Below are 26,398 nucleotides of genomic sequence, written 5' to 3'. Positions count from 1 at the left end.
CGTCTCATCCTCGCTTGCCGCGCGCCCCCGGCCCCGGTCACTGCAGCCGCAGGATGCGCACCGCCCCCGCCAGCACCACCGCCCCGATCCCCAGGCCGACGATCCAGTCCGGCCAGGCGCTGCCGGCCCACGCCACCAGCACGCCGGCGACGATCACGCCGAGGTTGGCGATCACGTCGTTGGCCGAGAAGATGTAGCTCGCCTTCATGTGCACGCCGCCGTGGCGGTGGCGGGCGATCAGCAGCAGGCAGGCGACATTGGCGGCGAGCGCGAGCAGCGCGATCCCCATCATGCCGACCGGCTCCGGCATCGCCCCGGCGAGCATGCGGCGCACCACCTCGCCGATGGCGCCCAGCGCCAGCAGCAGCTGCAGCAGCCCCGCCAGGCGTGCGGCGCCGAGCTTGTAGTGCGCCGCACGCCCCACCGCGTACAGCGCCACGCCATACACGGCGGCGTCGGCGAACATGTCCATCGCGTCGGCGATCAGGCCGGCAGAGCGCGCCCAGATGCCGGCGCCGAGTTCGACGACGAACATCGCCGCGTTGATCGCCAGCAGCAGCCACAGCACCCGCGCCTCGGCCGCATCGTCGGCGGGCGCGGCGGCCCGGGCCTCGCCGGCGGCGAGCGCGCGCGACTCCGCGAGCTCGGCGCCGTAACCCAGCGGCTGCAAGCGCGCGAGGATCGCCGCCGCTTCGCCACCATGGTCCACCGTAAGCCGCCGCCCGGCGAGGTCGAAGGCCAGCGCCGCGACCGGCGCATCGGCCAGGCGCAGGCGGATCATCTGCTCCTCGGACGGGCAGTCCATGCCGGGGATGCGGAACACGCTGCGCCGCACCGGCCCCTCGAACCCACCCTCCCCGCACCGTCCCGAGTCCGGTGCTTCGGGCCGGGGGAGCGGAGTCGGTCCGGCCTCGGCACGCGGACGCAGGCGCGCCGGGGCGCTGCAGTCGCAGTCCCCGGTACATGAAGAGGCATTCGGCTTGATCGGCATGCTTGGCAGGGCGATGAATTATGGCGAATCGGCTGAATCCTGCGACCCGCCCCACACCTCCCGGGGCGCCCGGCCGCCGCGCATTATCCCGCGCCTCGCCCGCCCGGGGATAATATCGGCCCCGCCCCGAGCCCATCACGGGCCCCAGGGCCAACACCGGACACCACCATGAGCACACCCGCCAAGCCCCTCGCCGGCATCAAGGTCGTCGAGCTCGGCACCCTCATCGCCGGCCCCTTCGCCGCCCGCATCCTCGCCGAGTTCGGCGCCGAGGTGATCAAGATCGAGTCGCCCGACGGCGGCGACCCCCTGCGCAAGTGGCGCAAGCTATACGAGGGGACCTCGCTGTGGTGGTACCTGCAGGCACGCAACAAGCAATCGGTGACGGTGAACCTGAAGCACCCCGAGGGCGTGGAACTGGTGCGCCGGCTGGTGGCGGAGGCCGACATCGTGGTCGAGAACTTCCGCCCGGGCGTGCTCGACAAGCTCGGCCTCGGCTGGGAGGCCCTGTCCGCGATCAACCCCGGACTGGTCATGGTGCGCCTGTCGGGCTTCGGCCAGAGCGGACCGATGGCGCAGCAGCCGGGCTTCGGCGCGATCGGCGAGTCCATGGGCGGGCTGCGCTACGTCACCGGCTTCCCCGACCGGCCGCCGGTCAAGACCGGCATCTCGATCGGCGACTCGATCGCCGCGCTGTGGGGCGCGCTCGGCGCGCTGATGGCGCTGCGCCACAAGGAAGTGAACGGCGGCCAGGGCCAGGTGGTGGATGTCGCGCTCTACGAAGCGGTGTTCGCGATGATGGAGTCGCTGGTGCCCGAGTTCGACGTCTTCGGATTCGTGCGCGAGCGCACCGGCAACATCATGCCCGGCATCACGCCGTCCAACACCCACTCCACCCGCGACGGTCGCCACATCACCATCGGCGCCAACGGCGACGCGATCTTCCGCCGGCTGATGAAGGCGATGGGGCGCGACGACCTCGCCGAGGATCCGACGCTGGCCGACAACGCCGGCCGCGACGCCCGCCGCGACGAGATCTACGCGCTGATCGACGCCTGGGTGGCGCAGCACGACGAGGCCGCGGTGCTGGCGACGCTGGCCGCCGCCGAGGTGCCGGCCTCGCGCATCTACTCGGTGGCGGACATGTTCGCCGACCCGCAATTCCTCGCCCGCGAGATGTTGCAGACGGTCAGGCTGCCCGACGGCCGCGACTGCCGCATGCCGGGCGTGGTGCCCAAGCTATCGACCACCCCCGGCGGCACCGAGTGGATCGGCCCCGCGCTCGGCGAGCACACCGATGCGGTACTGCGCCGCCTCGGCTATGACGAGGCCCGCATCGCCGCGCAGCGCCAGGCCGGCGCCATCTGAGCCGGCGCAGCGCAAGCCCGCTCCATCCCCGCCTGCGCAGGATCAAGGCGCGGCGCCGCAGGCTGGCGACAATCGCGGCTGTCCCCCTGCCTGTGGAATCCCTCATGCCCACCGAACGCCTTCCCGCCTTCTTCGACCAGGTGCCGCGCCTTGCGGTGCGCGACCCGCTCGCCGAGTTTCTCGGCGCCGCCGAAGGTGGCGTGCTCGAGTACGGCTACGCCGACGCGGTGCGCCTGGCCGGGCATTCCTGCCCCACGGTGGCCTCGGCCTACGCCCTCGCCCATCACGCGCTGACCCGCCTCTTCCCCGGCGAGCTGCCGGTGCGTGGCGCGGTGCGGGTGAGCTTCCAGCATCCGCTCGACGAGGGCGTGACCGGCGTGATCGCCACGGTGGTCGGCCTGCTCACCGGCAGCGCGCAGGACGGCGGCTTCAAGGGCATCGGCGGCCGGTTCGTGCGCCGCGACCTGCAGGCCTTCGCCCAGCACCAGCCGCTGGCGCTGCGCTTCACCCGATCCGACACCGGAGCGACGCTCGACGCCGCAGCGGAACTCGCCCACGTTCCACCGCACGCGGAGATGTCCGAGCTGATGCGACGCTGCATGCGCGGCCAGGCGGACGCGGCAGAGACCGCGCGCTTCCGCGCGCACTGGCAGGACCGCGTCGCCCGCATCCTGCTCGAGCACTGGGACGACGCCGAGGTCTTCCACCTGTCCACGCCCGCCTGAGCGGGGATTCAGGCCGGCTCGACGGCCGTCGTCGCGGCGGCTTCCTCGGCCGCCTCCTCGCCCAGGAAACCGCCGCTCTGCCGCGCCCACAGGCGCGCGTACAGGCCGCCGCGGGCGAGCAGGCTGCGGTGGTCGCCCTCCTCGACGATGCGGCCCTTGTCCATCACCACCAGGCGGTCCATGGCGGCGATCGTCGACAGACGGTGGGCGATCGCGACTACGGTCTTGCCCTCCATCAGGCGGTAGAGGCTGGCCTGGATCGCGGCCTCGACCTCGGAGTCGAGCGCGCTGGTGGCCTCGTCGAGGAGCAGTATGGGCGCATCCTTCAGCATCACGCGCGCGATCGCGATGCGCTGACGCTGGCCGCCGGAGAGCTTCACGCCGCGTTCGCCGACGTGGGCGTCGTAGCCGCGGCGGCCCTTCGGGTCGGTGAGGCCGAGGATGAACTCATCCGCCTCGGCCCTTTTCGCCGCGGCGATCATGTCCGCATCGGTGGCGTCGGGGCGGCCGTAGAGGATGTTGTCGCGCACCGAGCGGTGCAGCAGCGAGGTGTCCTGGGTGACCATGCCGATCTGCGCGCGCAGGCTGTTCTGGGTGACATCGGCGATGTCCTGGCCGTCGATCAGGATGCGACCCTGCTCGAGGTCGTAGAAGCGCAAGAGCAGGTTCACCAGCGTGGACTTGCCCGCGCCCGAGCGCCCGACCACACCGATCTTCTCCCCGGGGCGGATGATCAGCGTGAAGTCGTCGATCACGCGTTTCGCCTGCGGGCCGGTGGCGCCGTAGGCGAACACGAGCTGCTCGAAGCGAACCTCGCCGCGGCTCACCACCAGCGGCTTCGCGTCGCTGCGGTCGACCACGGCGTGCGGACGCGACAGGGTGTTGATGCCGTCCTGCACGGTGCCGACGTTCTCGAACAGCGAGGCCATCTCCCACATCACCCAGTGCGACATGCCGTTCAGGCGCAGCGCCATCGCGGTCGCCGCCGCCACCGCGCCGACGCCGACCGCGCCGGTGGACCACAGCCACAGCGCGACGCCGCTGGTCGCCAGGATCAGGCCCATCGACAGACTATGCACGACGATCTCGATCCCGCTCACCAGCCGCATCTGCGCATGCACCGTATGCATGAACTCCTGCATCGCGCCGCGCGCGTAGCCCGCCTCGCGGCCGGCATGGGAGAACAGCTTGACGGTGGCGATGTTGGTGTAGGCGTCGGTGATGCGCCCGGTCATCAGCGCGCGCGCGTCGGCCTGGGTGCGCGACACCCTGGAGAGGCGCGGCACGAACCAGCGCAGCACCAGCACGTAGAGCGCCAGCCAGCCGAGGAAGGGCACCAGCAGCCAGGCGTCGAAGCTCGCCACCACCAGGGTCAGGGTGACGAAGTAGATGACGACGAAGACCAGGATGTCGGTCATGATCAGGCAGGTGTCGCGCACCGCGAGCGCGGTCTGCATGACTTTGGCCGACACCCGGCCGGCGAACTCGTCCTGGTAGAAGCTCATGCTCTGGCCGAGCATCAGGCGATGGAAGTTCCAGCGCAGGCGCATCGGGAAGTTCCCCGCCAGGCTCTGGTGCTTGAGCATGGTCTGCACCGCCACCAGCGCGATGCTGGCGACGATGATGGCCGCGAGCAGCAGCAGCGTGTCGCCCTCGTCCGTCCACAGCCGCGCGGGCTCGACCGCAGCCAGCCAGTCCACCACCTGGCCGAGCATCGCGAACAGCAGCGCCTCGAAGGCGCCGATGCTCGCGGTCAGCAGCATCATGCCGAGGATGAAGGGCCGCATGCCCTCGGTGCCGGCCCACAGGAAGGCGAAGAAACGCTTCGGTGCGGGGCCGGGGACGGCTTCTGGATAGGGATCGACGCGGCGTTCGAACCAGCTGAAAAGCACGTGCGCTCTCCGTAATGAATCCGGCCTGTGACAGGCCGAGTGTGCCGCGGGTGCCGCGGCAAAGCAAAAAGCCCCGCTCGAGGCGGGGCGTCGTGCAGCCGGCCTGCGCGGAATCAGGCCGGTGCGCTGCTGCGGATCAGGTGGTCGAAGGCCGACAGCGAGGCCTTGGCACCTTCACCCATGGCGATGATGATCTGCTTGTACGGCACCGTGGTGCAGTCGCCGGCGGCGAACACGCCCGGCACCGAGGTCTGGCCCCTGGCGTCGACGATGATCTCGCCGAAGCGGGTCAGTTCCAGCGTGCCCTTGAGGAAATCGGTGTTGGGCAGCAGGCCGATCTGCACGAAGATGCCTTCCAGGTCGATGCGCTTCGACTCGCCCGACGCGCGGTCCTTGTACATCAGGCCGTTGACCTTGTCGGTGCCGGTGACCTCGGTGGTCTGCGCGTTCTTGATCACGGTGACGTTGGGCAGGCTGTAGAGCTTCTTCTGCAGCACGGCGTCGGCGCGCAGGTCCTCGAGGAACTCGATCAGGGTGACGTGGGCGACCACGCCGGCGAGGTCGATCGCGGCCTCGACGCCGGAGTTGCCGCCGCCGATCACCGCCACGCGCTTGCCCTTGAACAGCGGGCCGTCGCAGTGCGGGCAGTAGGCCACGCCCTTGCCGCGGAACTCCTTCTCGCCGGGCACGTTCATCTCGCGCCAGCGCGCGCCGGTGGCGACGATCACGGTCTTGGCCTTCAGGCTGGCGCCGTTCTCGAGCTGCACCTCGGCCAGCGTGCTGCCGTCCGCGCTGCCCGGCACGAGTTTGGCGACGCGCTGCAGGTTCATGACATCGACGTCGTATTCCTTGACGTGCTCTTCCAGGCTGGCGACCAGCTTGGGACCTTCGGTGTACTTCACCGAGATGAAGTTCTCGATCGCCATCGTGTCCATGACCTGGCCGCCGAAGCGCTCGGCCACCACACCGGTGCGGATGCCCTTGCGCGCAGCGTAGATCGCCGCCGCCGCGCCGGCCGGACCGCCGCCGACGACCAGCACGTCGAACGCGTCCTTGGCGGAGAGCTTCTTCGCGTCGCGCGCGGCGGCGCCGGTGTCGACCTTGGCGAGGATCTCGGCGAGCTCCATGCGGCCCTGGCCGAACTCCTGCCCGTCCAGGTACACCGTCGGCACCGCCATGATCTTGCGCTCTTCCACTTCCTTCTGGAACAGCGCGCCGTCGACCATGGTGTGGCGGATGTTGGGGTTGAGGATCGCCATCAGGTTCAGCGCCTGCACCACGTCCGGGCAGTTGTGGCAGGACAGCGAGATGTAGGTCTCGAAATTGAACTCGCCTTCGAGGTTCCTGATCTGCTCGATCAGGTCGGCCTCGACCTTGGGCGGATAGCCGGCGGACTGCAGCAGGGCGAGGATCAGCGAGGTGAACTCGTGGCCCATGGGCAGGCCGGCGAAGCGCACGCGACCTTCACCGCCCTTGGGGCCGACCGAGAACGAGGGCTTGCGCGCATCGCTGCCGTTCTCGCTCAGGGTGATCAGTGCGGACTGCTCGGCGACGTCGCGCAGCAGCTCGCGCATTTCCTGGGACTTGGGACCATCGTCCAGCGACGCCACGATCTCGATCGGCTGCGTCACCCGCTCCAGGTAGGCTTTCAGTTGAGTCTTGATGTTGGCGTCGAGCATGACGGGGTTTCCTCGAAAATTCGAAACGCTGATGTTTTCAGCGCTGCTGATGTGACACAGCCGGCGCGTAGCCGGCTGCGTTGGCTTGCCACCCGGACCGTTCGGGCCCGGGAGAATGCAGCGACCTGCTTAGATCTTGCCGACCAGGTCGATCGACGGAGCCAGCGTGGCTTCGCCTTCCTTCCACTTCGCCGGGCAGACTTCGTTCGGGTGCGAGGCGACGTACTGGGCGGCCTTGAGCTTGCGAACGGTCTCGGTCACGTCACGGGCGATGGCGTTGTCGTGCACTTCCATCGTCTTGATGACGCCTTCCGGGTTGATGATGAAGGTGCCGCGCAGGGCCAGGCCTTCTTCCGCGATATGCACGTCGAAGGCGTTGGTCAGGGCGTGGGTCGGATCGCCGACCAGCGCGAACTGGGCCTTGCCGACGGCCGGCGAGGTCTCGTGCCAGACCTTGTGCGAGAAGTGGGTGTCGGTGGTGACGATGTACACCTCGGCGCCCGCCTTCTGGAACTCGGCGTAGTGCTCGGCGGCGTCCTCGATCTCGGTCGGGCAGTTGAAGGTGAAGGCGGCCGGCATGAAGATCAGCACGGACCACTTGCCCTTCAGGTCGGCATCGGTGACTTCGATGAACTTGCCATTCTTGTAGGCCTGGGCTTTGAACGGTTGAACCTGGGTGTTGATCAGCGACATCTGCAATCCTCCGAAGGGGTTGTGGAACGGTGTGTTGAAACTCGATGGAAAGAAGTTTAGACCTCTTCCATGAATTGATCTAATTGATAATCGAGATGTACTCGATTGTCTGTTCCTATGAGCTGACGATCAGGAAACGATCGTTGCCGGTCGCCCGGAGCGCGGGACTCGCCGCGCTCCGGGCGACCGGCAACTCCATCTACTTGGGGACGAATGAGGCCAAATCAAGCACCGGCGAGATGCCGGCGCACCGAGATCGCCGCGCCCAGCCAGCCGAGGAAGGCGGCGAAGGCGACGATGGCAAGCGACGCACGCCAATCCGGCCCGCCGAGCTGGAACACCGCGCCATAGGTTTCGGCAAGGCGGACGACCGGCTGCGCCAGCGCCTGCACGCCCAGCCATACCGTGCCCAGCGCCACCAGCCCGCCGAGCGCACCCTGCAGGCCGCCGAACCAGTAGAAGGGGCGGCGGATGAAGGGATCGGTGGCGCCCAGCAGCTGGCTCACCGCGATCTCCTGGCGCTGAGTCAGGATCTGCAGGCGGATGGTGTTGAAGGTGACGATGACGAGCGCGAAGCCGAGCAGGCCGGCCAGGATCAGCACCGCCGAGCGGCCGAGCCCGAGCAGGGCGTGCAGGCGCTCGACCCAGGCCGAGTCGAGCTGCACGTGCGCCACCCGCGGCCAGCCCCTGGCGCGCTCGGCCAGGTCCGCGAACACCGCCGGATCCTCGCCGCGCGGCGCGATCACGAAGGCATCCGGCAGCGGATTCGCCTTGAGCCCGCCGAGCACGTCGCCGAGGCCTGCGGCCTCGAGCTGGCGCAGCCCCTCGTCGCGCGGCACGAAACGGTAGCTCGCGAGCGCCGGCTCGGCCTTCAGGCGCTCCTCGATCGCGGCCACGTCCGGCGCGCCGGCCGCGGTGTCGAGGAAGACGCTGATCTCGGGCGTGCCGGAGACGCCGCGCACCAGCGAGGAAACGTTGTCCAGCAGCAGGTAGCCGCCGCCCGGCAGCGACAGCGCGATGCCGACCACCAGCGCCGACAGCAGCGTGCCCAGCGGCTGCGCGACCAGGCGGCGCAGCGCATGGCCGATCGCACGCAGATGCAGGTAGAACCAGTTGATCATGCCGCCTCCTGCGCCGGACGCCCGGTCGGGCGCGAATCCTCGACCAGCAGGCCCTTGGCCAGCACCAGCCGGCGCGGGCGGCTGGCGGCGAACAGGCTGGCGTCGTGGGTGGACACCAGCACGGTGACGCCGGCATCGTTGAAGGAACGGAACAGCGCGGCGATGTCGGCCGCGTAGGCCGGGTCGAGGTGGGCGGTGGGCTCGTCGGCGATCAGGATCGACGGCCGGTTCACGATCGCGCGCGCGATCGCCACCCGCTGCTGCTCACCCCCCGACAGGCCTGCCGGCATTTCCTTGCCGCGCCCGTCCAGGCCCACGCGCTCCAGCGCCGCGGCGACACGCTTTGCCGCATCGCCCGGCGGATGGCCGGTGATCACCAGCGGCAGCATCACGTTGTCGTAGACGTTGCGATCGAACAGCAGCCGGCTCTCCTGCAGCACGAGACCGAGGTTTCGGCGCAGGTAGGGAATCGCCGTCTTCGGCAGGTGCGACACGTCCTGGCCGTTGATCAGCACGCGCCCGGCGGTCGGGCGCTCGATGACCGGGATGAGCTTGAACAGCGTGCTCTTGCCCGCACCGGAATGCCCCGACAGCACGACCAGCTCGCCGTGGCGGATCTCGAAACCGACGCCCGCCAGCGCCGTGTAGCCGCCCGCATAGCGTTTGGCCACGTCCTCGAAGACGATCATGCGCGCCCGCCCGCTCCGTTCTTCACTGCGCCGGCGCCCGGCTCGAACAGCGCATCGACGAACTCGCGCGCCGCGAAGGGCTGCAGGTCGTCGATGCCCTCGCCCACGCCGATGAAGCGCAGCGGCTTCGGACACTGGCGCGCGATCGCCGCCAGCACGCCGCCCTTGGCGGTGCCATCGAGCTTGGTGACGACCAGGCCGGTGACGCCGATCGCCTTGTCGAAGGCCTTCACCTGCGCGAGCGCGTTCTGGCCGATGTTGGCGTCGAGCACCAGCAGCACCTCGTGCGGGCCGCTGGGGTCGGCCTTGGCGATCACGCGGCGCACCTTGGCGATCTCTTCCATCAGGTGGAGCTGGGTCGGCAGGCGCCCGGCGGTGTCGGCGAGCACGACGTCGATATTGCGCGCACGTGCGGCGTTGATGGCGTCGAAGATCACCGCCGCGGCATCGCCGCTGTCCTGCGCGACCACGGTGACCTTGTTGCGCTCGCCCCAGGTCATCAGCTGCTCGCGCGCGGCGGCGCGGAAGGTGTCGCCGGCGGCGAGCAGCACGCTCTTGCCCTGGGCCTGGAAATACTTGGCGAGCTTGCCGATCGAGGTCGTCTTGCCTGAGCCATTGACGCCCGCGATCATGATGATGAAGGGTCGGTGGCCTGCGACCTGCAGCGGCGCCTCGAGCGGGGCGATGATCTCGTGCAGCCCGTCGGCGAGCGCCTTCTGCAGCTGGTCGGCGGTTTCCAGGCGGTCGCGCTTCCAGCGCCGGCGCAGGTCGTCCATCAGGTGCTGGGTGGCATCCACCCCGCAGTCGGCCATCAGCAGGGTGGATTCGAGTTCCTCGAGCAGGTCCTCGTCGATCTTGCGCAGGCCGAACAGGTTCGCCAGGCCACCGCCGATCTGCTGTCGGGTGCGGGCGAGGCCGGCCTTGAGGCGTTCGGTCCACGACTTCTTCGCCACCGGAGCGGCGGGGACGACGGCCTGGGGTGCAATGGGTTCGCCTGCCGATTCCGCTGCGGACTCCGACGCGACCTCGACGGTCGGCTCGGGCGACGGTGCCGGCGCCGCTTCACGCTCGGCGCCCTGCTCTGGCGCGGGTTCGCCGACCGCTTCGGCGCTGTGCTGCCGCTGCGGCGCGGAGGCCTCCACGCCGCCCTCGATCGCCAGCGGCTCGGGCTCGGCAGGCATCGGCGCTGCTGCGGGCGCGGCCGGCGCTGCCGCCGGCGCCACCTCGGCCACCGCCTCGCCCTCCGGCGCGCGCTCGGCCGGCAAGGCTTGCGACGGGACGTCGGCGACCGCCGCGGGCGCGGAGGCGAGGTCCTCGCCAGCCGCCTCGACAATGGGCTGCGCCTCGGCCGCCTGCTCGGCGGACTTTTCCGCGTCGCCGGACTTGCCGAACTTCTTCTTCAGGAAACCAAACATGAAACGCTCGGGTCAGAGGGGACGTTTTGCGTCGGCGCGCGCGGCCCGGCAAGCATGGGCGCGCACCGCCGATCACGCTAAGATGCGGCTCCCCGGCCGGGCTGCGCAGCGCGCAGCAGGCCTCGCGGAGTGCCGCGGATTCTAACAGATGCAGGACAACTCCATGTTTCGCCAAGCCCTTGCCCGCAGCCTGACGCTCGGCGCCGTGCTCGCCGCCACGCTCACCCAGCCCGCCCTCGCCAACCCCTTCGAGACCACGCTCGCCAACGGCATGAAGCTGATCGTCAAGGAGGACCGCCGCGCGCCCTCGGTGGTGCACATGGTGTGGTACCGCGCCGGCGCGATGGACGAGCCGGACGGCGTCTCCGGCGTCGCCCACGTGCTCGAGCACATGATGTTCAAGGGTACGAAGGAGGTCGGGCCGGGCGAGTTCAACGCGCGCGTGGCCGCGCTCGGCGGGCGCGACAACGCCTTCACCGGCAAGGACTACACCGCCTATTTCCAGCAGGTTCCGCCAGCCCATCTGTCGACGATGATGGCGCTCGAGGCCGACCGCATGCAGCACCTGGTGCTGACCGACGAGGAGTTCGCGCGCGAGCTCGAGGTGGTCAAGGAAGAACGCCGCCTGCGCACCGACGACCAGCCGCGCGCGCTGGTATTCGAGCAGCTGATGGCCACCGCCTACCAGGCCCACCCCTACCGCCGCCCGGTGATCGGCTGGATGCCCGACCTCGAGGCGATGCAGCCGGAGGACGCCCGCGCGTGGTACCGGCGCTGGTATGCGCCCAACAACGCGTATCTGGTGGTGGTCGGCGACGTGGACCACCGCGAGGTGTTCCGCGAAGCCGAGAAGCACTACGGCAGCATCGCCGCGCGCGAACTGCCGGCGCGGCGCCCCTCCTCCGAGCCGGCGCAGCGCGGCCCGCGCGCCGCGGTGGTGAAGGCCCCCGCCGAACTGCCCTATGTCGCGATGGCCTGGCACGTGCCCGCGCTGCGCGACCCGGAAAGCGACCGCGAGGCCTACGCGCTCGACGTGCTCGCTGCGGTCCTCGACGGCTACGACGGCGCCCGCCTCACCCGCAACCTCGTCCGCGACCGCCAGATCGCGGTCAGCGCCGGCGCCAGCTACGACACCGGCAACCGCGGCCCGGCGCTGTTCTACCTGCACGGCGTGCCCGCCGCCGGCACCACGCCCGACGTGCTCGCCGCGGCGCTGCGCGCCGAGCTGCAGCGCATCCGCGACGAGGGCATCAGCGCGCAGGAGCTGGCGCGGGTGAAGACGCAGGCGATCGCCGCCCAGGTCTACAAGCGCGACTCGCTGATGGGCCAGGCGATGGAGATCGGCTACCTCGAATCCGCCGGCATGTCCTGGCGCGACGAGGAAAGGCTGCTCGAAGGCCTGCGCGCGGTGACCGCCGAGGAGGTGCAGGCGGTGGCGAAGCGCTACTTCGACGACCTCAGCCTCAACACCGCCCGCCTCGAACCACAGGCGCCGGGCGAACAGCGCCCGCGCTCGTCTGCCGCCGCCGCGCGCCACTGAAGTCCGCGCCCGAGCCCATCCCATCCAGGCCCCGCGCCGCCGAGACGCCACGCACGGAATCCGCTCCGCCATGACCACCCTCTTCCCGCTCACCGCCCCGCCCACCGCTGCGCAGCGCATCGGGCGCGCCCCGGCGATCGTCGCCCTCGCCCGCGCCGCCGCGCTCTGCCTCGGCCTCGCCGCCCTCGCCACACCGGTGCGCGCCGCGCCCGAGATCCAGCACTGGAGCGCGCCCACCGGCGCACGCGTGCATCTGGTCGAGAGCCGCGCGCTGCCGCTGGTCGACATCCAGATCGACTTCGCCGCCGGCAGCGCGCTCGACCCGGCCTACAAGGCCGGGCTGGCCAGCATGACCCAGGCCCTGCTCGACGCCGGCGCCGGCGATCTCGACGAGCAGACCATCGCCGACCACAAGGCCGACCTCGGCATCGAGGTCCGCGGCGGGGTCGACGACGACCGCGCCAGCCTGTCGCTGCGCAGCCTGTCCTCGCCCGCCGAACTCGACGCCGCGGTCGAACTCGTGGCCACCCTGCTCGCCCGCCCGACCTTCCCCGCCGAGGTCCTGGAACGCGAGCGCAGCCGCGCGATCGCCGGCCTGCGCGAGGCGCTGACCAAGCCCGCGACGCTGGCCGCGCGCCAGTTCAAGGCCGCGCTCTATGCCGGCCATCCCTACGGCCACGACAGCACGCCGGAGTCGCTGGCAGCGATCCAGCGCGAGGACCTGGTGGACTTCCACCGCCGCCACTACGGTGCCAATCGCGCCTCCGTGGCCATCGTCGGCGACCTCGACCGCGCGACCGCCGAGCGCATCGCGGTCCGCCTCACCGAAGCCCTGCCCGCCACCGAACCCGCCATCGCGCCGCCCGCCCCGGCTCCCACTGCGGCGCAGGTATTCCGCATCCCGCACCCCTCGGCCCAGGCCCACATCCTGGTCGGCCAGCCCGGCATGGCGCGCGAGGACCCGGACTACTTCCCGCTGCTGGTCGGCAACCACGTGCTCGGCGGGGGCGGCTTCGTGTCGCGACTGACGCGCGAGGTGCGCGAGAAGCGCGGCTTCGCCTACAGCGTGTACAGCTTCCTGTCGCCGCAGCAGGTCGCCGGGCCGTTCCAGATCGGCCTGCAGACGCGCGGCGGCCAGGCCGAGGAAGCGCTCGCGGTGGTGCGCGCGACCCTCGCCGCCTTCCTCGCCGAAGGCCCCGGGGTGGAGGAACTCCAGGCCGCCAAGGACAACATCGTCAACGGCTTCGGCCTGCGCCTGGACTCCAACGCCAAGCTGCTCGACTACGTGGCGATGATCGGCTTCTATCGCCTGCCGCTCGACTGGCTGGAGCGCTACCCGCAGCAGGTCGCCGCCGTCGACGTCGCCGCGGTGCGCGACGCCTGGCAGCGCCGCATCCGCCCCGAGCAGCTCGTCACCGTGATCGCCGGCGGCGACGGCGACAAGCCGGCGCCAGCGAACGGCGCCCCGGCCGCCGGCAACGCAAGCCCCGGCGAGAGCTCCGCACGATGAGCCGCGTCCGCATCGTCGGCGGCCAGTTGCGCTCCCGCCTGCTCGACGTCGCCGCCGTGCCCGGCCTGCGGCCGACGCCGGATCGCGTGCGCGAAACCCTGTTCAACTGGCTGGGGCAGGATCTCGACGGCCAGCACTGCCTGGATCTCTTCTCCGGCACCGGCATCCTCGGCTTCGAAGCCGCGTCGCGCGGCGCGGCGGGCGTGGTGCTGGTCGAGCGCGATCCGCGCGCGCTCGACGCACTGCACAAGGCGGCAAAGACCCTACAGGCGTCGCAAGTAGAGATCGTGCGCGGCGATGCGGTAAGATTCGCGCAAACGACGCCGCGCAGGTTCGACGGCGTGTTCCTCGATCCGCCCTACAAGCAGGGCTGGATCGAGCAGGTGCAGCCCTGGCTCGACCGGCTACTCGAGCCGGCGGGATGGCTTTATGTCGAGTCCGAGGCCGCAGTGGAGCAGCTCGGTGCATGGCATGTCGTCAGGCAGGGCCGCGCCGGGCAGGTTCATTTCCATCTGATGCGCAGGAGTCAGGCATGAAGGAAGCGATCGCGGTCTATCCGGGCACCTTCGATCCGTTCACCCGCGGACACGAGGACTTGGTGCGGCGCGCGTCGATCCTGTTCGACCGCGTCGTGGTCGCGGTTGCGCGCAGCAACAGCAAGAATCCGATCTTCTCGCTCGAGGACCGGGTCGATATCGCGCGCGAGGCGGTGTCGGCCTTCCCGAACGTGGACGTGGTCGGCTTCGACTGCCTGCTGATGGAGTTCCTCAAGCAGCAGGATGCGCGCGTGATCCTGCGCGGGCTGCGTGCGGTATCGGACTTCGAGTACGAATTCCAGATGGCGGGCATGAACCGCAAGCTCTATCCGGACGTCGAAACGGTATTCCTGACGCCCGGCGAGGAGTTCATGTTCATTTCCGCCACGATGGTGCGGGAGATCGCCCGCCTCGGCGGCGACGTCAGCAAGTTCGTGCAGCCCAGGGTGCTCGCACGGCTGCAGGAAAGACTCAAATCAAAGTAAACGCAAGGAAGCGAAGACCATGGCTCTGATCATTACCGACGAATGCATCAACTGCGACGTCTGCGAACCGGAGTGCCCGAACGGCGCCATTTCCCAGGGCGACGAGATCTATGAGATCGACCCCAACAAGTGCACCGAGTGCGTCGGCCACTTCGACGAGCCGCAGTGCCAGCAGGTGTGCCCGGTCGACTGTATCCCGCTCGACCCCGACCACAAGGAAACCAAGGACCAGCTGATGGAGAAGTTCCTCAAGCTGACCGGCAAGGCCTGAGCGGGCAGACGGCATCCCGAAAAGCGAAGGGGCGGACCACTGGTTCGCCCCTTCGTCCATTCCGGCCCTATGTCGGGGCCTATCCGGCCTCAGGCGGCCGCGCGCACCTCGTCGCGCACCCGCGCTGCGGCGACAGGCACACCGAGCGTGTCGGCGATGCCGGCCTCGAGCGCGTCGAGCTCGGCGATCAGCGCACGGACGGCGGCCTCGTTCTGCGCGAGCTCCTCGACCCGGTTCTCCAGCGTGTCGGTCGCCTCGTGGATGCGCTTGACGCTCTCCAGGCGGCGCTTGAGCTGTATCTGGTACTCGCGCACCTGGGTCTCCAGCGGCGACATGACCGCGCGCAGCCACTGCTCGACGTCCTGGTTGGCGAGCTCGAAGGTGCGCCGAGCCTGCATCGCCACGGTCTCGAAGAACTGTTGCGTCAGCGCCTGCTTCCCGGTCGTCACCAGGGTGAGCGCGGTATTGATCTGGCGGTTGAAGATCGCCTCCAGGCGGTCTAGCTCGCTCTCGTAACGCAGCGTCGAGAAGGCCTCCGGCGCCGACAGCTTGAGGCCGTGCTCGACGCTGAAGCGCTTGTACATCGCCTCGAGCATGCGGGTGATCTCGGAGATCTCGGCAGTCGAGCGCTGCAGGTTGGCGCGCAGGTTCTCGAAGTAGCCCTCCATCGCCTCGCGCAGGCCTTGCGTGAAGGTCGATTCGAGCATCGCCTCGCGGGTGCGGCGGGTCTCGTCGCGCAGCGTGTCCAGCCCCATGTGGTCGAGCAGGCTGTTGGTGAGGTCCGAGAACACCGAGCGCACCGCGTAGTACTTCTGCAGGCCCTGGTCGAACTCTTCCTTCTCGCTGCGGATCTTGCGCATCATGTATTCGATGACGCTCTGGTTCTTGCCGCGCAGGTCGGTGAGCTCCTGGAGCTGCTCGCGCAAGCCGGCGAGCCGGGCCTCGAGCAGGGTGCGGGTCTTCGCGCTGGCCTCGCGGGTCTCGGCGAGGATGTCGTCGCGCACGATCTCCTGCCGGGTCGGCAGCAGGTCCTCGCTCAGCGCGCGCTCGAGCGCCGGGATGCGGCTGCGCGCGAGCAGCGGCTGGTCGTCCTGGATGCGCGCGACCAGGGCCTTCTGCGCCGAGACCGGGAATACCGCAGTGCGATCGATGCCGAGCGTTCCGGCCACAGACTCGATCTGGCGACCGATCTCGCGGTCGATCTGTGCTTCGTCGCGCAACCCGTCCCACAGCCCGTCGATCTTGTTGAGCACCACGATGCGCCCGCGCTGACGCGTCGCGCCTGCCTGCACGTAATTGCGCCACACCGCGAGATCGCTCTGGGTGACGCCGGTGTCGGCAGCGAGGATGAACAGCACCGCATGGGCATTGGGCAGCATCGACAGGGTCAGCTCGGGTTCGGCGCCGATCGCGTTCAGGCCCGGGGTGTCGAGCACGACCAGCCCCTGCTCGAGCAGCGGATGCGGGAACTGGATCAGCGCATGCCGCCAGCGCGGGATCTCGACCAGGCCGTCGGCCCCCGGCTTGAGGCCCTCGTCACCGCCGGAATCGACCGCGAAGCCCAGCGCCCGCGCCTGCTCGGCGCCGACGCGTTCGGTCTCGCCCACGCGCGCGAGCGCGCGCTGCAGGCTGGCCGCATCGACCGCGGCCAGGGGCTCGATCGTCCATGCCTCGCGATGGCGCCTGAGCTCGCTCACGGAAGCCTGCTGCGCACGCGTGCGGATCGGCAGCAGGCGCAGCTCGGGGACCGCGCCCTTGCTCCACTGCAGCTCGGTCGGACACATCGTGGTGCGGCCTGCGCTCGAGGGCAGGATGCGGTCGCCGTGGTCGCCGAAGAAGATGGCGTTGATCAGCTCGGACTTGCCGCGCGAGAACTCGGCCACGAAGGCCACGGTGAGCTTGTCGTCGCGCAGCCTGTCGAGCAGGTACTGCAGGCGCAGCTCGGACTGCGCATCGCCCACGTCGTTGCGTGCCAGCCAGCTGCGCAGGCGGGTCACGGCCTCTCCCGCGTGGCTGCGCCAACGGCTGTAGGCCGAGAATTGTTCGGTCAGATCGGTCATCGGTTCACTCGTCGGACAGGGTCCCGCGCGGGAGCTGGAGCAAGGGGAGCGCCCCTCGCTTCCACGCCCTCGCCCGCGGAGCATAGCCAGCTTCCCACGCTGCTTCCGTGCCAAATTGCACGCCGGGCGCGGATCACGCCGCCGGGCGCATGCCGGCCGACTCAGCCGCGGCGCTGGCAGCGCGGGCAGAAGAAGGTCGCACGCTGCGCGCTGACCACGCGCCGGACCGGCGTGGCGCACACACGACAGGCCTCGCCCTCGCGGCCGTAGACGAAATACTGCTGCTGGAAGTAGCCGGGCTGGCCATCGCCGCCGACGAAGTCGCGCAGCGTGCTGCCGCCGGCCGCGATCGCCGCCGCCAGCGTCTCGCGTACCGCCGCGACCAGCCGCGCACAGCGCCGCGGGCCGAGGCGACCGGCCGCCTCCAGCGGGTGGACGCGGGCGCGGAACAGGCTCTCGGACGCGTAGATGTTGCCCACGCCGACGACGCGATGGCTGTCCATCAGCACATGCTTGATCGGCGCCCGCAGGCCGCGGGTGAGCTTGTGCAGCCAGGCCGCGTCGAAGGCGCCATCGAGCGGCTCGGGACCGAGCCGCGCCAGCAGCGGATGGCGCGCCGCCTCGCCCTCCTGCCACACCACCATGCCGAAGCGACGCGGATCGCGCAGGCGCAGCGCGTGCGCACCGAAGACGAAATCGACATGGTCGTGCGCGCCGGGCGGCTCCTCGCTGCGCACCAGGCGCAGGCTGCCCGACATGCCCAGGTGCACGATCACCGTGCCTGCGTCGAAATCCAGCAGCAGGTACTTGGCGCGCCGCCCCACCGCGCGCAGGGTCCGCCCCGCGAGCAGCGCCGGCAGCTCGCCCGGCACCGGCACGCGCAGGCGCGGATTGCGCACCTTCAGCGCGGTCAGCACCCGGCCCTCGACATGGGGGCGGATGCCGCGGCGGGTGGTCTCGACTTCCGGCAGTTCGGGCATCGGCAGGACTCTCTCGGGCGGGACAGGTTGCGGCCATGGCGCCGATCTGCATACCATGGCATGGCGCGAACCGAATTCTAGTTCAGCCCTCCAACCCGCTCCAGCCGACGACCTGCGCAACCGGTCGCCGTCGTCGCGCCGCGTCGCATTCCATCGAAGTCCGCCGGACCCTTGCCATGAAGACCCAGCTTTCCCGCCTCGCCCGCTCCCTCTGCCTCGCCCTGGCGCTCGGCGCGTGCGGGACCGCGACGGCGGCCAATGGCGATGCGGTCGGCGGCCCGCTTCCGAACCAGGAGCTGACCCCGCGCACGCTGTACCACTTCCTGCTCGCCGAGATCGCCGGCGCGCGCGGGCAGATCGGCCTGTCGGCGCAGCTCTACCTCGACCTCGCGCGCTCCACCCGCGACCCGCGCATCGCGCGCCGGGCGACCGAGATCGCGATGTATTCGCGCAACCTGCGCATGGCGACCGAAGCGGCGCGCCTCTGGGCGGAGCTCGCGCCCGACTCGGAGGAAGCCCGGCGCGTGCTGGCCAGCATGAGCGGCGCCGAACACGGCGGCGAGATCGATCTCGACGCCGTCCAGATCCAGCTCGCCCGCGTGCTGGCGCAGTCCAACGGCCGGCTCGCGCAGAACCTGCTCGGCCTCAACCGTACCCTGGCGCGGGTGCCCGACAAGCAGGCGGTGCGCGGCATCGTCGGTCGGCTCACCGAGCCCTATCTGGACGTCCCCGAGGCACACATTGCGCGCGCGCAGGCCGCGGTGGCGGCCGAAGACCCGATGGGCGCCCTGGCCGCCGTCGAACGGGCGCTCCAACTCCACCCGGGCTGGGAGCCCGCCGTGCTGATGAAGGCGCAGATCCTGCAGCAGGCCGGGGCCGGCGACGAGGCCCTGCGCCAGCTCGAGGCCGAGGTCGCGCGCAAGCCCGAAAGCACCACGCTGCGCCTCGCCTGGGCGCGCGCCCTGGTGTCGGCGCAGCGCTTCGAGGCCGCACGCACCGAATTCCGCCGCCTGCTCGAAGCCTCGCCGAACGACGCCGAGCTGCTGTACGCGGTCGGTCTGCTGTCGCTGCAACTGGAGCAGCCGATTGAAGCCGAGGTCCATTTCGTGCGCGCACTGGCGGCCGGACATCCGCAATCCGACCTGATCCGCCTGCACCTCGGGCAGATCGCCGCCGAACGCGGCCAGGGCGAAGCGGCGCGAAAGTGGTTCGACGAGGTCACCGACCCCGAACTCCGCCCCGAGGCCAACATCCGCAGCGCGCAGAGTATCGCCCGCGAGGGCCGCGTCGACGAAGCGCGCGCCCTGCTGCAGGCCGAGGCCGACGAACCGGAGGTCATGCGCCGCTACATCCTCGCCGAGGTGCAGATCCTGCGCGACGCCAGGCGCCCGGCCGAAGCGTTGTTGGTGCTCGACGACGCCCTGCGCGAGACGCCCGACGACACCGGCCTGCTCTACGAGGCCGCGATGCTGGCCGAACACATCGACCGCGTCGACCTGATGGAAACCCGCCTGCGCCGGGTGATCGAACTGCAGCCCGACCACGCCCATGCGCACAACGCGCTCGGCTACTCGCTCGCCGATCGCAAGCTGCGCCTGGAAGAGGCCGAGGCGCTGATCCTGCGCGCGCTCGAACTCGCCCCCGACGACCCCTTCATCCTCGACAGCCTGGGCTGGGTGCGCTTCCGGCGCGGGGATGGCGCGGGCGCGCTGGTCCATCTCGAGCGCGCCTATGCCAAGCGCCAGGACGCCGAGATCGCCGCCCACCTCGGCGAGGTGCTGTGGAGCCTGTCCCGCCGCGACGATGCCCGCCGCATCCTCGATCAGGCGCTCGCCGCCCATCCGGACAACGCCCTCCTCAACGCAACCGCAGTTCGCCTCGGCATCCGATGAGGCGCTCGGAACCATTGCGACCACCCGCACCGCGCCGTCGCACCCTGCTCGCGGGAGCGCTCGTGACGGTGGCGCTCGCGGCCTGCGCCCCGCTCGCCCCGCGCGGGACCGTCGGCGCCGCGCCGCGCCCGCTGATGAACGCCTTCGTGCTCGAGGGCCGGCTGTCCGCCACCGACGGCCGCCAGGCCGCGAGCGGCCGGGTCGAATGGGAGCACGCCGCCCAAGCCGACCGCCTGACCCTGCTCAGCCCGCTCGGCCAGGTCGTCGCCCGCCTCGACAGCGACCCCGACGGCGCCCGCCTGCTGAGCGCGGACGGCACGCAGCGCGATGCCGCCAGCGCCGACGCGCTGCTGCCCGAGGTGCTGGGCGTCGACGTGCCGTCCGCCCGCCTGCCGCGCTGGGTGCAGGGCGCACCCGACGGCGGCGCCGAAGTCCGTGAACGCGATGCCGCCGGACGCCCGCTGCTGGTGATCGACCACGGCTGGCGGATCGACTACCTCGCCTACGCCGACGATCGCCCCGACGCCCTGCCCGCCCGCCTCGACATCTCGCGCGGCGACGCCCGCATCCGCCTGCTCATCGATTCATGGACCGCCCTGCCCTGACCGCCCCCACAACCGCCGACGACCGACACCCGACGCGGCTCGACGCCTGCCCGGCACCGGCCAAACTCAACCTCTTCCTGCACGTCGTCGGCCGCCGCGCCGACGGCTACCACCTGCTGCAGACGGCGTTCCGCCTGCTCGACTGGGGCGACACGCTCGACTTCGCGCTGCGCAGCGACGGCCGCATCCGCCGCGTGAATGAGGTGCCGGGCGTGGCCGAGGCCGACGACCTGGTCGTGCGCGCCGCGCGCCTGCTGCAGACCCACACCCGCAGCACGCTCGGCGCGGACATCACGGTGCACAAGGTGCTGCCGATGGGCGGCGGCATCGGCGGCGGCAGTTCGGATGCGGCGACCACGCTGATCGCCCTCAACCGTCTGTGGGGCACCGGACTTTCGCGCACCGACCTGCAGGCACTCGGCCTGCGCCTCGGCGCCGACGTCCCGGTCTTCGTCTTCGGCCGCGACGCCTTCGCCGAAGGCGTCGGCGAGGCGCTGCAGCCGCTCGCGCTGCCGCCGGCGTGGTACGTGGTGGTCTCGCCGGGAGTCTCGGTGCCGACCGCGGAAATTTTTTCGGCGGAGGACTTGACGCGAAACACCACCCCCATCAAAATGGTGGACTTCGCAGCAAGCACTACGCGAAACGACCTGCAAGCCGTGGCCTGCAGTCGCTATCCGGAAGTGCAGCGCGCGATCGATTGGCTGGGCGCCTTTGCGCCGGCCATGATGACAGGCTCGGGCGCCTGCGTGTTCGCGGAAGTTCCCTCGGAAGTCGAGGCCGACCGCATCACGAAAGATTGTCCGCCACGCTGGAAAGCATGGAAGGCGCGAAGTCTCTCTCGCCATCCGCTTTACGAGTGGTTACAATAGTGCCCGCCTGAACGATCGCAGCGCAGGCGAAAAGGTTTCTTGGGGAGTCGCCAAGTCGGTTAAGGCACCGGATTTTGATTCCGGCATTCGAGGGTTCGAATCCTTCCTCCCCAGCCATACAACGACGGGCAGACCACGGGTCTGCCCGAGTCGTTTTTACGCGCCGAATATTCGCGCGTCGTTTCTTACGGCACTCGGAGTAGCAGAAATGCCCCACGGCAGCCTGATGGTCTTCACCGGCAACGCCAACCCCAAGCTCGGCGCCGACGTGACGCGACGTCTGGGCATCTCCCTCGGTTCGGCCACCGTCGGCCGGTTTTCGGATGGTGAAGTCAACGTCGAACTGCTCGAGAACGTGCGCGGCAAGGACGTCTTCGTCCTGCAGCCCACCTGCTCGCCGACCAACGACAACCTGATGGAACTGCTGGTGCTGGTCGACGCGCTGAAGCGCGCCTCCGCCGGCCGCATCACCGCCGCCATCCCCTACTTCGGCTACGCCCGCCAGGACCGCCGCCCGCGCTCGGCACGCGTGCCGATCACCGCCAAGGTCGTGGCCAACATGCTGCAGGCCGTCGGCGTCCAGCGCCTGCTGACCATGGACCTGCACGCCGACCAGATCCAGGGCTTCTTCGACATCCCGGTCGACAACGTCTATGCCGCGCCGGTGCTGCTGAACGATCTCGACAAGCAGAAGTACGACGACCTGCTGGTCGTGTCGCCCGACGTCGGCGGCGTGGTGCGCGCACGCGCCTTCGCCAAGCGCATGGAATGCGATCTGGCGATCATCGACAAGCGCCGTCCCAAGGCCAACGTCTCCGAGGTCATGAACATCATCGGCGAGGTCGAAGGCCGCACCTGCGTGATCATGGACGACATCGTCGACACCGCCGGCACGCTGTGCAAGGCTGCCGCCGCACTCAAGCAGCACGGTGCCAAGCGCGTGCTGTCCTACTGCACCCACGCGGTGCTGTCGGGCGCCGCGGTGTCGCGCATCGCCGAATCCGACCTCGACGAGCTCGTCGTCACCGACACCATCCCGCTGCGCGAGGATGCCAGGGCCTGCAACCGCATCCGCCAGGTCTCGGTGGCCTCGCTGCTCGCCGACACCATCCTGCGCATCAGCAACGAGGAATCGGTGTCCTCGCTGTTCATGGAATAAGTTTTCCGCCCGTGGCGCCGCAAGGCGCCGCGGGCTTCCTACGTCTTCGCCTGGTCGCGGGCGCGGACAACATCCACTCAGGAGCATCACCATGCAAATCGAATTCAAGGCCACCAAGCGTGACGCGCAGGGTACGGGTGCGAGCCGCCGCCTGCGTCGCGCCGGCCAGATCCCGGGCATCATCTACGGCGGTGCGGGCGAAGCCCAGGCCGTGGCCATGGACCACAACGAGCTCTACCACCTGCTGCGCAAGGAAGCCTTCCACGCTTCCGTGCTGAGCATCGACGTCGAAGGCGCCAAGCAGAACGCCGTGCTGCGCGACGTGCAATGGCACCCGTTCAAGCAGCAGGTGCTGCACCTCGACTTCCAGCGCGTCGACGCCGGCCAGAAGATGCACCTGAAGGTGCCCCTGCACTTCGTCGGCGACGACGTCAGCCCGGCCGTCAAGCTCGGCGGCTGCATGATCTCGCACACCATCAACGAACTCGACGTGCAGTGCCTGCCCAAGGACCTGCCCGAGTTCATCTCGGTCGACCTGTCGGCACTGGAAGCCGGCCAGTCGGTGCACGTCTCGCAGATCACGCTTCCGGCCGGCGTCGAGCTGGTCCAGCACGGCGAAGGCGACCCGGTGGTCGCGACCGCGCTGGTCGTGAAGGGTGCTGCCGCCGAGGGCGAGGGCGAAGGCGAAGCGGCGTAAGCCACTTCCGACGCCCGCAGCCCGGATGCCGGAGACCGACGAACGATGAGCAACGCGCCTGCGCGTCCGCCCCGTCTGATCGTCGGCCTCGGCAATCCGGGCGCCGAATATTCCGAAACCCGGCACAACGCCGGGTTTTGGTTTTGTGAGCGGCTCGCCGACGAACTCGGTGCGCGCTTCTCGCACGAATCCCGTTTCCACGGCCTGGTCGCCAACGCGCGCGAAGCCGGCATGTGGCTGCTGATGCCGCAGACCTACATGAACCGCTCCGGCCAGGCCATCGGCGCTCTGGCGCGCTTCTACCGCATCGAGCCCGCCGAGATCCTCGTCGTGCACGACGAACTCGACATCCCGCCCGGGCAGTTGCGCCTCAAGTTCGGTGGCGGCCTCGGCGGCCACAACGGGCTGAAGGACACCTCGGCCCACCTCGGCACGAACGACTACTGGCGACTGCGCATCGGCATCGGCCATCCAGGCGACCGCAACGAGGTGGTCAATTTCGTGCTCAAGCCCGCGCGCCGCGAGGAACAGCAGCTGATCGACGAGGCCATCGACAAGGCACTCGCGATCTGGCCGCAGATCGTGCGCGGCGAACTCAACGCCGCGGCGACCCGGCTCAACGCCCGCCCCGCAGCACCGAAACCGCCCAAGCCGCCGAAGCCTGCCAAGCCCCCCGGGTCAGCGCAGCCGGACGCGAGCGCGGAACCGCCCGTGACGGACGGCTCCGGCGCCTGAACCCGCTCAGTACCCGACCGCGGCCAGCGCGCGCAGCGGCCCCACCGCGCGGATCGCCTCGATCTGCTCGCGATGGCGGGTGTACAGCGTGCCGCCGAAGCACACCGCGCTCATCGAGATGCCCTCGAAATGCTCCTGGCGGCGCGGAATCGCCAGCAGCCAGCCCTCGCCCGCGAGCAGGTTGAAGGGCGGCAGCAGCCCATCCTCCCCCGCTTCCAGACCCAGCTCCGCGCAGGCACGCTCGAAACCCGCGTGCAGGCTGTCGGCCGCGACCTTCGTCGCCTCGCCCCGGCCGCAGCGCACGCGCACGAAGCAATGCCGCATCGGCAGCGCGGGATGCGTGGCCACGCCCTGCTCCGCCAGGCCCGGCGGCAGCCCGGGCGCGAACAACCGCAGGCTGGCGTTGCCGGCATCGTCCGGCATCCACTGCACATGCTTGTGACGCTGGCTCGCCCCCGCGGCGGTGCCGCCGTTGTACAGCCCGATCCCGCCCGCCTCGCCCATCAGCTCGGCGAGCGCGGAAAAATCGCTGGGCGCCAGCGGCAGCAGCTGCTCCTCGAACTCGCGCCGTGCCAGCACCAGGTGGCGCGCGCACAACGGGAACTTGTTCAGGATGGCGACATGGGTATCGCCGATCGGCCCCACGGTCAGCTCGGGATCGGGATTCAGGAAGGGGTTGAAGTTCGGATCGCGCGGCCCGCCCGGGATCGCGACCGTCTTCTCGTCCTTCGCCTTCCCGCCCTCCGCCGCGTTGGCGCCGGTCCTGCTCGCATCCTTGGCTGCCAGCGAGGACACCCAGCGCACGATGAAGCGCATCCCGGCGTCCTCGATTTCGACCTGCTCGGCCTGCACCGGCACCAGCGCCCCCGACGCCAGCGCCGCCGCGCTGCGGGTGTCGATCGCCTCGATCCAGTTGGTGCTCATCCCCGTCTCCTCCCGTCTGTTTTTGGACAAATGCAGAACGGGCGATTGTAGGCCGGCAAGGCGCCAAGGGCCATGCGCCCTCATGCGGAGGTTCGCGGCTGCCGGCCCCACGCCCTGATCGCCTTCCCTACCACCGCGGGCGACCCGACGAGCGTCGCCCCACCGCCCGCGCCCACTTTGGAGCCGCACCCCGCGACACGGTACAATCCCGGGTTTTCCACACCGGATCAAGACCGTAGCCGCCGACGAAGCGGCGCACGCCCCCGGAACGATCAAGGATTCACATGAGCCTGAAATGCGGAATCGTCGGCCTGCCCAACGTCGGCAAGTCGACCCTCTTCAATGCGCTGACCAAGGCCGGCATCCAGGCCGAGAACTACCCCTTCTGCACCATCGAGCCCAACGTCGGCATCGTCGAGGTCCCCGACCCGCGCCTTGCCCAGCTCTCCGAGATCGTCAAGCCGCAGAAGATCCAGCCCGCCATCGTCGAATTCGTCGACATCGCCGGTCTGGTCGCCGGTGCATCCAAGGGTGAAGGCCTGGGCAACCAGTTCCTCGCCAACATCCGCGAGACCGACGCCATCGTGCACGTGGTGCGCTGCTTCGCCGACGACAACGTCATCCACGTCTCCGGCAGCGTCGACCCGATCCGCGACATCGAGGTCATCGACACCGAGCTCGCGCTGGCCGACATGGCCACCGTCGAGAAGGCGCTCAATCGCTACAAGCGCCCCGCCGCCTCGGGCGACAAGGAAGCCAAGATCCTGGTTGCCGTGCTGGAGAAGTGCTTCGCCCAGCTCGACGCCGGCAAGGCGGTGCGCGCGCTCGACCTGTCGAAGGAAGAATGGGCCAGCATCAAGCCCTTCTGCCTGATCACCGCCAAGCCGGTGCTCTACGCCGCCAACGTCGCCGAGGACGGCTTCGAGAACAACCCGCACCTGGACGCCGTGCGCGCCCACGCCGCCGCCGAGGGCGCCGAGGTGGTCGCGCTGTGCGCCGCGATCGAGGCCGAGATCGCCGACCTCGAGGACGCCGACAAGAAGGAATTCCTCGAGACCATGGGCCTGGAAGAGCCCGGCCTCGACCGCCTGATCCGCGCCGGCTACAAGCTGCTCGGCCTGCAGACCTACTTCACCGCCGGCGTCAAGGAAGTGCGCGCGTGGACCATCCACGTCGGCGACACCGCGCCGCAGGCCGCCGGCGTGATCCACACCGACTTCGAGCGCGGCTTCATCCGCGCCCAGACCATCGCCTTCGACGACTTCATCCAGTACAAGGGCGAGGCCGGCGCCAAGGAAGCGGGCAAGATGCGCGCGGAAGGCAAGGAGTACGTGGTCAAGGACGGCGACGTGCTGAACTTCCTCTTCAACGTGTGACCGTCATCCCGGCCTCGTTCGCGGTCGGGACGTCATGAAAGCCCACGGAGAACCGCGCACCCGCGCGGTTTTTTTCATCGCGCTTCCGGGGTGTCCAGGGCGCTGCCTCATTCTTGAGCAACGACTCGAAGCCCAGCGCCGGCATGGCCTGTGCGCACTTATCCACATGGTGCCCCACAGGCTCGT

24 protein-coding genes and 1 tRNA gene are annotated in these 26,398 nt (G+C 69.9%); 15 read left to right on the top strand and 10 right to left on the bottom strand.

Translation table 11 applies throughout. The annotated features are described in order from the left end of the window. Nucleotides 1–37: 37 nt before the first annotated feature. Nucleotides 38–823, bottom strand: coding sequence for a cation transporter (locus tag CKCBHOJB_RS02935; RefSeq protein ID WP_281050540.1), 786 nt, complete (start codon nt 821–823; stop codon nt 38–40). A 336-nt stretch (nt 824–1,159) separates the two neighbouring features. Between CKCBHOJB_RS02935 and CKCBHOJB_RS02930 the strand changes: the two genes are divergently transcribed. Beyond that, nucleotides 1,160–2,359, top strand: coding sequence for a CaiB/BaiF CoA-transferase family protein (locus tag CKCBHOJB_RS02930; RefSeq protein ID WP_281050539.1), 1,200 nt, complete (start codon nt 1,160–1,162; stop codon nt 2,357–2,359). Between the two features lie 104 nt (nt 2,360–2,463). Next, nucleotides 2,464–3,084, top strand: coding sequence for a hypothetical protein (locus CKCBHOJB_RS02925; protein WP_281050538.1), 621 nt, complete (start codon nt 2,464–2,466; stop codon nt 3,082–3,084). Nucleotides 3,085–3,092: 8 nt separating this feature from the next. Here the strand turns inward: CKCBHOJB_RS02925 and CKCBHOJB_RS02920 are convergent, their stop codons facing one another. From CKCBHOJB_RS02920 to ftsY, 6 genes are all read right to left on the bottom strand, one after another. Further along, on the bottom strand, nt 3,093–4,976 hold the full coding sequence (locus CKCBHOJB_RS02920; RefSeq protein ID WP_281050537.1) for an ABC transporter ATP-binding protein: 1,884 nt from the start codon (nt 4,974–4,976) through the stop codon (nt 3,093–3,095). Between the two features lie 113 nt (nt 4,977–5,089). Continuing rightward, nucleotides 5,090–6,655 (bottom strand): alkyl hydroperoxide reductase subunit F, encoded by a 1,566-nt coding sequence (ahpF, locus tag CKCBHOJB_RS02915; protein ID WP_281050536.1) that lies wholly within the window; start codon nt 6,653–6,655, stop codon nt 5,090–5,092. A gap of 129 nt (nt 6,656–6,784) precedes the next feature. After that, nucleotides 6,785–7,348, bottom strand: a complete 564-nt coding sequence (gene ahpC / locus CKCBHOJB_RS02910; protein WP_281050535.1) for an alkyl hydroperoxide reductase subunit C — start codon at nt 7,346–7,348, stop codon at nt 6,785–6,787. A gap of 224 nt (nt 7,349–7,572) precedes the next feature. Further along, nucleotides 7,573–8,469 carry a permease-like cell division protein FtsX gene (ftsX, locus tag CKCBHOJB_RS02905; RefSeq protein ID WP_281050534.1) on the bottom strand — a complete coding sequence of 299 codons (897 nt, stop codon included), beginning with the start codon at nt 8,467–8,469 and terminating at the stop codon, nt 7,573–7,575. Next, a complete protein-coding gene (locus CKCBHOJB_RS02900) occupies nt 8,466–9,158 on the bottom strand; it encodes an ATP-binding cassette domain-containing protein (RefSeq protein ID WP_281050533.1) in 693 nt (230 codons plus the stop codon). The genes ftsX and CKCBHOJB_RS02900 overlap by 4 nt, the downstream gene beginning before the upstream one ends. Next, a complete protein-coding gene (gene ftsY / locus CKCBHOJB_RS02895; protein ID WP_348634856.1) occupies nt 9,155–10,573 on the bottom strand; it encodes a signal recognition particle-docking protein FtsY in 1,419 nt (472 codons plus the stop codon). The genes CKCBHOJB_RS02900 and ftsY overlap by 4 nt, the downstream gene beginning before the upstream one ends. Nucleotides 10,574–10,736: 163 nt before the next feature. Here ftsY and CKCBHOJB_RS02890 point away from each other — a divergent pair, with 163 nt between their 5' ends. From CKCBHOJB_RS02890 to CKCBHOJB_RS02870, 5 genes are all read left to right on the top strand, one after another. Next, on the top strand, nt 10,737–12,113 hold the full coding sequence (locus tag CKCBHOJB_RS02890) for a pitrilysin family protein (RefSeq protein WP_281050532.1): 1,377 nt from the start codon (nt 10,737–10,739) through the stop codon (nt 12,111–12,113). Between the two features lie 70 nt (nt 12,114–12,183). Next, nucleotides 12,184–13,623: a pitrilysin family protein gene (locus CKCBHOJB_RS02885; RefSeq protein ID WP_281050531.1), complete on the top strand. Its 1,440-nt coding sequence runs from the start codon at nt 12,184–12,186 to the stop codon at nt 13,621–13,623. Next, a complete protein-coding gene (gene rsmD / locus CKCBHOJB_RS02880; RefSeq protein WP_281050530.1) occupies nt 13,620–14,159 on the top strand; it encodes a 16S rRNA (guanine(966)-N(2))-methyltransferase RsmD in 540 nt (179 codons plus the stop codon). Before CKCBHOJB_RS02885 ends, rsmD begins: the two co-directional genes overlap by 4 nt. After that, a complete protein-coding gene (coaD, locus tag CKCBHOJB_RS02875; RefSeq protein ID WP_281050529.1) occupies nt 14,156–14,644 on the top strand; it encodes a pantetheine-phosphate adenylyltransferase in 489 nt (162 codons plus the stop codon). Before rsmD ends, coaD begins: the two co-directional genes overlap by 4 nt. Nucleotides 14,645–14,663: 19 nt before the next feature. Next, nucleotides 14,664–14,915 (top strand): YfhL family 4Fe-4S dicluster ferredoxin, encoded by a 252-nt coding sequence (locus CKCBHOJB_RS02870; protein WP_281050528.1) that lies wholly within the window; start codon nt 14,664–14,666, stop codon nt 14,913–14,915. 89 nt (nt 14,916–15,004) lie between these two features. Here the strand turns inward: CKCBHOJB_RS02870 and CKCBHOJB_RS02865 are convergent, their stop codons facing one another. Further along, complete coding sequence (locus CKCBHOJB_RS02865) at nt 15,005–16,975, bottom strand: dynamin family protein (protein WP_281050527.1); 1,971 nt, start codon at nt 16,973–16,975, stop codon at nt 15,005–15,007. Nucleotides 16,976–17,136: 161 nt separating this feature from the next. Further along, nucleotides 17,137–17,955, bottom strand: a complete 819-nt coding sequence (gene mutM / locus CKCBHOJB_RS02860) for a bifunctional DNA-formamidopyrimidine glycosylase/DNA-(apurinic or apyrimidinic site) lyase (RefSeq protein WP_281050526.1) — start codon at nt 17,953–17,955, stop codon at nt 17,137–17,139. Nucleotides 17,956–18,131: 176 nt separating this feature from the next. Here mutM and CKCBHOJB_RS02855 point away from each other — a divergent pair, with 176 nt between their 5' ends. The 7 genes from CKCBHOJB_RS02855 to pth all read left to right on the top strand — a co-directional run bounded on the left by CKCBHOJB_RS02855 (nt 18,132) and on the right by pth (nt 23,912). Further along, nucleotides 18,132–19,847 carry a tetratricopeptide repeat protein gene (locus CKCBHOJB_RS02855; RefSeq protein ID WP_281050525.1) on the top strand — a complete coding sequence of 572 codons (1,716 nt, stop codon included), beginning with the start codon at nt 18,132–18,134 and terminating at the stop codon, nt 19,845–19,847. After that, the gene (gene lolB, locus CKCBHOJB_RS02850) at nt 19,844–20,452 is read left to right on the top strand and encodes a lipoprotein insertase outer membrane protein LolB (protein WP_281050524.1); all 609 of its coding nucleotides are present in this window, start codon (nt 19,844–19,846) and stop codon (nt 20,450–20,452) included. Before CKCBHOJB_RS02855 ends, lolB begins: the two co-directional genes overlap by 4 nt. Then, nucleotides 20,434–21,321 carry a 4-(cytidine 5'-diphospho)-2-C-methyl-D-erythritol kinase gene (gene ispE / locus CKCBHOJB_RS02845; RefSeq protein WP_281050523.1) on the top strand — a complete coding sequence of 296 codons (888 nt, stop codon included), beginning with the start codon at nt 20,434–20,436 and terminating at the stop codon, nt 21,319–21,321. The genes lolB and ispE overlap by 19 nt, the downstream gene beginning before the upstream one ends. Nucleotides 21,322–21,361: 40 nt before the next feature. Continuing rightward, nucleotides 21,362–21,438 (top strand) — tRNA-Gln (locus CKCBHOJB_RS02840). A gap of 91 nt (nt 21,439–21,529) precedes the next feature. After that, the gene (locus CKCBHOJB_RS02835) at nt 21,530–22,480 is read left to right on the top strand and encodes a ribose-phosphate pyrophosphokinase (protein WP_281050522.1); all 951 of its coding nucleotides are present in this window, start codon (nt 21,530–21,532) and stop codon (nt 22,478–22,480) included. A 91-nt stretch (nt 22,481–22,571) separates the two neighbouring features. Beyond that, on the top strand, nt 22,572–23,177 hold the full coding sequence (locus tag CKCBHOJB_RS02830; RefSeq protein WP_281050521.1) for a 50S ribosomal protein L25/general stress protein Ctc: 606 nt from the start codon (nt 22,572–22,574) through the stop codon (nt 23,175–23,177). 45 nt (nt 23,178–23,222) lie between these two features. After that, entirely contained in the window at nt 23,223–23,912 is a 690-nt protein-coding gene (gene pth, locus CKCBHOJB_RS02825) for an aminoacyl-tRNA hydrolase (RefSeq protein ID WP_281050520.1), read from the top strand. Between the two features lie 6 nt (nt 23,913–23,918). Here the strand turns inward: pth and CKCBHOJB_RS02820 are convergent, their stop codons facing one another. Beyond that, nucleotides 23,919–24,836 (bottom strand): phosphorylase, encoded by a 918-nt coding sequence (locus tag CKCBHOJB_RS02820; RefSeq protein WP_281050519.1) that lies wholly within the window; start codon nt 24,834–24,836, stop codon nt 23,919–23,921. Nucleotides 24,837–25,120: 284 nt separating this feature from the next. Here CKCBHOJB_RS02820 and ychF point away from each other — a divergent pair, with 284 nt between their 5' ends. Continuing rightward, entirely contained in the window at nt 25,121–26,212 is a 1,092-nt protein-coding gene (gene ychF / locus CKCBHOJB_RS02815) for a redox-regulated ATPase YchF (RefSeq protein ID WP_281050518.1), read from the top strand. The last annotated feature ends 186 nt before the right edge of the window (nt 26,213–26,398 follow it).

It is taken from the genome of Thauera sp. GDN1 (assembly GCF_029223545.1).
Classification (GTDB): domain Bacteria; phylum Pseudomonadota; class Gammaproteobacteria; order Burkholderiales; family Rhodocyclaceae; genus Thauera.
The sequence above is the reverse complement of the archived record's forward strand: the minus strand, read 5'-3'. Positions and strand labels throughout refer to the sequence as shown.